Origin of the sequence: Ligilactobacillus sp. RTP31139st1_D10_RTP31139_211217 (assembly GCF_040226755.1) — a bacterium.
In the GTDB taxonomy this organism is placed as follows: Bacteria; Bacillota; Bacilli; order Lactobacillales; family Lactobacillaceae; genus Ligilactobacillus; species Ligilactobacillus animalis.
This window is the reverse complement of record NZ_JBCOAR010000012.1, coordinates 59,467-65,938: the sequence shown is the minus strand read 5'-3', so window position 1 is coordinate 65,938 and position 6,472 is coordinate 59,467. Positions and strand designations below refer to the sequence as shown.

Below are 6,472 nucleotides of genomic sequence, written 5' to 3'. Positions count from 1 at the left end.
GTAGCGAAGTCTGGCTAAACGCGGCGGACTGTAAATCCGCTCCTTCGGGTTCGGTGGTTCGAATCCACTCCCTTCCATTTTTTATGATAGGGATATAGTTTAAAGGTAGAACTACGGTCTCCAAAACCGTCGGTGTGGGTTCAATTCCTACTATCCCTGCCATGATGGCGATAGTGGCGAAGTGGTTAACGCACCGGATTGTGGCTCCGGCACGCGTGGGTTCGATTCCCACCTATCGCCCTTTGATTGGGGTATAGCCAAGCGGTAAGGCAAGGGACTTTGACTCCCTCATGCGCTGGTTCGAATCCAGCTACCCCAGTTTAGGGATTTGTTCCTTTTGAAATGGCGGTATAGCCAAGTGGTAAGGCAGAGGTCTGCAAAACCTTTATCACCGGTTCAAATCCGGTTACCGCCTTTTGTTGGCTTAATATAAGGTAACTAATAAAATTTAATTATGCCGGTGTGGCGGAATTGGCAGACGCGCTGGACTCAAAATCCAGTGTCCGTTGAGGACGTATCGGTTCGACCCCGATCACCGGTATCATTTTAAAGGCTAGATATTAAATCTAGCCTTTTTTCGTGCAAAAAAATTAGTTATAATTTATTATGTTAATGTTGGTGTAAATTATGATGCTTTGTTTAAGAATCTAGTATTACCAAGTTTTTTAAATAAAGCTAGTATTTTTAGGCTAATATATACAATAAATATTACCATATAGGAGTGAGAATGTTGAAAGTACTTAAAACACGTTCCTTTTGGCAAGCTGCGGTTTTAACGCTAGCTTGTGCTGTATTAGGGGTGTTACTTGCTAAACTGCCAGGGTTAAAATTAGTCGGGACATTAGTGATCGCCTTGTTATTAGGGATGGCTTTACAAGTTAAACCTAGTTGGATCAATGCTTCCAAAACAGGGATTGGTTTTATTTCTAATAAATTTTTACGGCTAGGGATCATTTTGTTAGGGTTTAGACTCAATTTGATGAAATTAGCTCAGGCTGGTGTTAAAACGATCTTGATCGCTATTTTCTTAGTTGCCGTGACGATCTGTTTAACGTATTATCTCTGTGAACGTTTTGGAGCGGAAAGTGATTTAGCGATCTTAACAGCTGCCGGTTGTGGTATCTGTGGCGCGGCTGCTGTTATGGGTGTTTCACCACAGATCACCGGTGATGGTGTTGATGAAGAGACTAAGCGAGAAAATGAAGTTTTAGCGATCGCAGTGGTCTGCGTGATGGGGACTTTATTTACTTTGATCGAGATCGGATTAAAGCCAGTATTACATATGACGCAGTCGCAGTTTGGGATCATGGCAGGGGGCTCACTACATGAGATCGCCCATGCCGTTGCTGCTGGTGGAGCTGGGGGGACACTTAGTTTAGATGATGCTTTGATCATGAAACTATCACGTGTCTTATTGTTAGCTCCCGTAGCGTTATTGATCGGTATTTGGTATCAAAAACTACTTGCTAAAAGAAATCAAGCTAAGGGCACAACGACTACTGGAAAACAAAAATTACCAATTCCATGGTTTATGGCTGGTTTCTTGATCTCAAGTATCATTGGAACTTTTATTCCGTTACCTCAAGTTTTGATCGATGGTTTAGTTCAAGCAGCTTATATTTTCTTGGGAATGGCAATGGCTGCTTTAGGAATGTCGGTCAACTTTGCGGTGATTGCTAAACGTGGTAAAAGCGTCTTTACAGCAGCTTTGATCTCTTCGATCGTATTATTGATCTTAGCCGCTGGGGCTGCTAAATTATTCTTTTAGTTAATGGCGTACTATCTGCTGATAGTACGCTATTTTTACAGGTCTTTGTTTGAAATGAAAGCGGAATTATGCTATTTTTAAATTGTAATTGAAAATAATTCTCAATTAGAATTGGGGGGGTGAGATAATGCAAAAATTATCTGAAGTAATGACGCGGGGCAAATATGTCGTAGCTCAAGTGACGGCGGAGCATCAATTGAAAAAACGTCTCAGCGAGATGGGGATGGTGCGAGGTAAAGTTTTAACAGTGATCACTCAAAATATGCAGGCCAATGGGGCTATGATCCATTTTCAAGGGCAACGTCTAGCTTTAAGTGATAGTATTGCAAGTTGTATTGAGGTTTTAAGTGTTAATGAGCTAGCGGAGCAAGAATTAAAGCCGCTTTCCCAGTTGAATTTAAAACAAAGCTGTTTAGTTGCCAAGATAGGTGGTAAAAAAGAATTAAAGCGGCGCCTGATGGATATGGGATTGACGCAAAATACTTTAGTTACTCTAGTAAACACAGCACCATTAGGCGACCCGCTCGAGATCTTGTTACGGGGCTATAAGCTGACCTTACGTCGATCGGAAGCTGAGTTGATCATGGTAAGGGAGATAAGCATATGAAAGAAATAGCACTAGCCGGAAATGCCAATAGTGGTAAAACGACTTTATTCAATTATTTGACTGGAGCTAATCAGCGCGTTGGAAATTGGCCAGGGGTCACGGTCGAGCGTAAGGCAGGGTATTTAAAAAAGGATAAGGCGATCTTATTACAAGATCTACCTGGGATCTATTCACTATCACCATATACACCAGAAGAATTAGTCACACGTAAGTATTTATTGGAAAAACGACCAGCCAAGATCGTTGATGTAGTTGATGCGACCAATATCGAGCGCAATTTATACTTAACTTTGCAATTATTAGAAACTAAGATACCGCTTGTATTGGCGTTAAATATGGCCGATCTCTTAAAAAAACAAGGGCGACGGATCAATACGAAAAAGTTAGCTTATCTTTTGGGGATCCCAGTGATCAAGATCAGTGCGCTCAAACGGAAAAATATCGATATATTAGTGGGGGAGATACAAAAAAAGCAAGCCCCACCAGAGATCATTCCCAAATACGATCCCCGGTTAGAATCAGCTTTAGCTCAAATAGCAGACCAGTTACAGGGGATCGTAGCCAAAGATGAGTTGCGGTTTTACGCGATCAAGTTGTTTGAACGCGATGAACAGATCCGGGCTGAATTGAAGTTAGATGCTAAACGCCGAGAAACGATCGCTGACTTGATCCAAACAGCAGAAAAGATTTTTGACGATGAGAGTAGCAGTATTATCATTAATGCCCGCTATGACTTTATTTCACGCGTTATGGATCAATGTGTGATCGATGAAGGCGATTTTTCATTGAGCATCTCTGATCGGATCGATCTTGTCGTGACGAATCGCTTTTTGGCATTGCCGATCTTTTTTGGAGTCATGTGGGCTGTTTATTATTTATCGATCCAAGTTATTGGAACAGCTGGATCGGATTGGTTAAATGATGTTTTATTTGGAGAGTATATTCCTAAATTTACCGCAGATCTGCTTAGCTCATGGCAAGTAGCTCCGTTTATGCAAGGACTGATCATTGATGGGATCATCGGTGGGGTCGGAGCGGTGCTCGGCTTTTTGCCACAGATCATGATGCTTTTTTTATGTTTAGGGATCTTAGAAGACTGTGGCTATATGTCTCGGATCGCCTTCGTGATGGATCGGATCTTTCGGCGTTTCAATTTATCGGGCAAATCGTTTATCCCGCTATTAGTTTCTACGGGCTGTGGAGTTCCTGGGATCATGGCGACCCGAACGATCGAAGCCGAAAAAGATCGCAAGATGACGATCATGCTAACGACTTTTATGCCATGTTCGGCTAAATTGACCGTGATTGCTTTGATCGTGGGGACTTTTTTTAAGAGTCAAAGTTTAGCTGCTCCAGCGGCTTATTTTTTAGGGATCATTGCTGTGATCGGCTCGGGGATCTATTTGAAAAAAACGGCTTTATTTGCTGGCGATCCTCAGCCCTTTGTGATGGAGTTGCCCGCTTATCATCTCCCCAGATTAGATAATATCGTACGGTATGTTTGGCTAAAGAGTAAAGGTTTCGTCCAAAAAGCAGGAACGATCATTTTTGCTTCAATGGTCGTGATCTGGTTTTTATCGAATTTCAATTTTAGATTAGAACAAGTTCCCCAAGGAAGCAGTATGTTGAAGAGTATCGGAAGCTTATTAGCTCCAGTATTTGTGCCCCTTGGATTTGGCGATTGGCGTGCTGTCTCAGCTGTCTTGACTGGTTTGATCGCTAAAGAAAATTGTGTCGCGACTCTTCAAGTGGCTTTTGGCAATCCGCCGACCCAAGCGAGCTTTGACCAACTTTTGACAGCAGCCTATACCCCAATGGCAGCCTATGCTTTTCTGACGTTCAATCTGTTATGTGCGCCGTGTTTTGCTGCGATCGGAGCAATGCATAAAGAATATGGGGATGCGAGTTGGACTTGGCGTGCTATCGGTTACCAAACGTTTTTAGCTTATTTAGCAGCCATGTTGATCTATCAGATCTCAGTCCTTGCAAGTGGTGATTATTCAAGCTATAATGTGATCCTTGTTTTATTAGGTATCACATTGATCGTTTACGGCTTATTTATCAAGAAAAGTAAACCACAACCGTTAGAACAAGCAATAGAAATGAGGGATTCAGAATGGTCGCAACGGTGATCTTGGGTCTAGTGATCTTTGGGCTAGTTGCATGGGTCGTGTATACTAGGATCATTAAGCAAAAAAACAGCGAATGTAGTTCGTGCCACAATGCCGGCTGTCCGCTGATCGATGTCCAAAAGATCAATAAAAAAGAACGTTTATAGTTTTAAAAGGGTGAGAAGTAATTCTTACTTTTTTTTTAAGGTATAAAATTTAACTATTTTGATACGATCTGTGCTAAACTATTCTTGTTAATGTAAGTGCTTTAATTGCTATTTTTAAAGGTTTACTAAATATTTAGAGAATGGGGTGTAGCGGAAGATGAGTACACGTGAAAGATTTGAAACGACTGAGATAAATGGGCGTAATCGCTTATTTTCGCCAACTAAAACGATCATTGAGACTGCCTTCTATGGAAATAATGTTCAGGCGGTAACTGACTTAAAGATGGCATACGAGCTAGCTAAAAAGAGTCCAAAAACGATCGTGACCGATCAACCGATCAAGCATACCAGTGAACTAGGTTTACCTAAAGATGCTGTGATGTTAGTCGATAATCATGGACGGATCGTGGGTCGAACAGCAGCTGCACGGAAGATCTTAGGTCGCCCTGGAGTAGATAATGATGAATTAGAGGCCGTTTTGCGTGAAGCAGTCTATCAAGGAAATGAGCGTCAATTTTATCAAGCACAAGCGATCGTAGGCTTGGATGAAGAGTTCATGTTAAAAGCGCATCTGATGGTACCAAAGGGTTATGAGGTCAATTTGCTATCATATTTACTGAATTTCCAGATCCTTGATTCAGAGTATGCTAAGCGCTATGCAGCTTCTAAAGCGTACAGTGAAGACGATATCTATCTTTACTGTGATCCTGAATGGAATGATCCTCAATATCCAGATGGCTTAGCGCTTTTTGATCCCGAACATAATGTAGCTGCGATCCTAGGGCTACGCTATTTTGGTGAGTTAAAAAAGGCAACTTTGACCCTTGCTTGGGCAACAGCGCATCGCAATGGCTATACTGCATGTCATGGAGGGGAAAAGACATTTCATTTCAAAGATAAAGAGGATAAAGTCTTTGCCTTCTACGGTCTTTCTGGTTCAGGCAAGTCGACTCTGACTCATGCCAAACATGCTGGAAAATTCGATGATATCACGATCTTACACGATGATGCTTTTATCATTGATCGTAAGGATGGGAGTTCGATCGCGCTTGAACCAGCATATTTTGACAAGACAAGTGATTATTTACCTGGATCAAAAGAAATGGAATACTTCACTACCGTAATGAATGTTGGAGTTACACAAGATATGCAGGGCAAGAAGATCTTAGTAACTGATGACTTGCGCAACGGTAATGGTCGTACGATCAAATCACGTTATTCGGCTAAAAATCGGGTCGATCGTGAACAAGCACCACTTGATTCGATCTTTTGGATCATGAAAGATGACAGTTTGCCACCAGTCGTTAAATTATCGGATCCCGTGATCGCAGCTACCTTTGGATTGACTTTAGCGACTAAGCGTTCGACGGCGGAAAATGTTATCGGTGAATCCCGCAATAAGCTAGTGATCGAGCCGTTTGCTAACCCATTTAGAGTCTATCCGCTGACAGAGGATTATCAAGACTTCAAGGAACTCTTTGAAAAACAGCAGGCTAATTGTTATATCATCAATACGGATTCGTATAACGGTAAAAATATCGATAAAGATACGACGTTGGGCATTTTAGAAGCGATCGCCAATGAAACAGCTGATTGGACTGAATTTGGTGCATTACCACAGATGAGTTATCTAAGTCTTCCAGGGTATGAGGTTGATTTAAATGATACCGCCTATGCTAAAAAATTACGCCAACGTTTGCAAGATCGTCTAGATTGGGTAAATAATTACACCAAGACGCATCCACAAGAAGAATTACCCGTTGAGATCACTACAAAATTAGAAGAATTGGTCGCAAAACTGGGATAAAAAAAGAGCGTT

General features: G+C 41.7%; 5 protein-coding genes and 6 tRNA genes. All 11 read left to right on the top strand.

What is annotated here, in order from left to right:
* The 11 genes from ABT996_RS08045 to ABT996_RS07995 all read left to right on the top strand — a co-directional run bounded on the left by ABT996_RS08045 (window position 1) and on the right by ABT996_RS07995 (window position 6,460).
* Window positions 1-77 (top strand) — tRNA-Tyr (locus ABT996_RS08045).
* A gap of 11 nt (window positions 78-88) precedes the next feature.
* Window positions 89-162 (top strand) — tRNA-Trp (locus tag ABT996_RS08040).
* A 5-nt stretch (window positions 163-167) separates the two neighbouring features.
* Window positions 168-240, top strand: a tRNA-His gene (locus ABT996_RS08035).
* Between the two features lie 7 nt (window positions 241-247).
* Window positions 248-319, top strand: a tRNA-Gln gene (locus ABT996_RS08030).
* Between the two features lie 25 nt (window positions 320-344).
* Window positions 345-415, top strand: a tRNA-Cys gene (locus ABT996_RS08025).
* 41 nt (window positions 416-456) lie between these two features.
* Window positions 457-541, top strand: a tRNA-Leu gene (locus ABT996_RS08020).
* Between the two features lie 186 nt (window positions 542-727).
* The gene (locus tag ABT996_RS08015; protein WP_010688095.1) at window positions 728-1,768 is read left to right on the top strand and encodes a YeiH family protein; all 1,041 of its coding nucleotides are present in this window, start codon (window positions 728-730) and stop codon (window positions 1,766-1,768) included.
* A 127-nt stretch (window positions 1,769-1,895) separates the two neighbouring features.
* Window positions 1,896-2,375: a ferrous iron transport protein A gene (locus ABT996_RS08010; RefSeq protein WP_010688094.1), complete on the top strand. Its 480-nt coding sequence runs from the start codon at window positions 1,896-1,898 to the stop codon at window positions 2,373-2,375.
* Complete coding sequence (gene feoB, locus ABT996_RS08005) at window positions 2,372-4,507, top strand: ferrous iron transport protein B (RefSeq protein ID WP_035449224.1); 2,136 nt, start codon at window positions 2,372-2,374, stop codon at window positions 4,505-4,507. Before ABT996_RS08010 ends, feoB begins: the two co-directional genes overlap by 4 nt.
* Window positions 4,492-4,653, top strand: coding sequence for a FeoB-associated Cys-rich membrane protein (locus ABT996_RS08000; protein WP_010688092.1), 162 nt, complete (start codon window positions 4,492-4,494; stop codon window positions 4,651-4,653). Before feoB ends, ABT996_RS08000 begins: the two co-directional genes overlap by 16 nt.
* 157 nt (window positions 4,654-4,810) lie before the next feature.
* A complete protein-coding gene (locus ABT996_RS07995; RefSeq protein WP_010688091.1) occupies window positions 4,811-6,460 on the top strand; it encodes a phosphoenolpyruvate carboxykinase (ATP) in 1,650 nt (549 codons plus the stop codon).
* Window positions 6,461-6,472 lie beyond the last annotated feature (12 nt).

Bases quoted from the DNA above. Each gene is read 5' to 3' on its own strand.
- ABT996_RS08000 (WP_010688092.1), top strand. From the start codon at position 4,492: ATGGTCGCAACGGTGATCTTGGGTCTAGTGATCTTTGGGCTAGTTGCA.
- feoB (WP_035449224.1), top strand. From the start codon at position 2,372: ATGAAAGAAATAGCACTAGCCGGAAATGCCAATAGTGGTAAAACGACT.
- ABT996_RS08015 (WP_010688095.1), top strand. From the start codon at position 728: ATGTTGAAAGTACTTAAAACACGTTCCTTTTGGCAAGCTGCGGTTTTA.
- ABT996_RS08010 (WP_010688094.1), top strand. From the start codon at position 1,896: ATGCAAAAATTATCTGAAGTAATGACGCGGGGCAAATATGTCGTAGCT.
- ABT996_RS07995 (WP_010688091.1), top strand. From the start codon at position 4,811: ATGAGTACACGTGAAAGATTTGAAACGACTGAGATAAATGGGCGTAAT.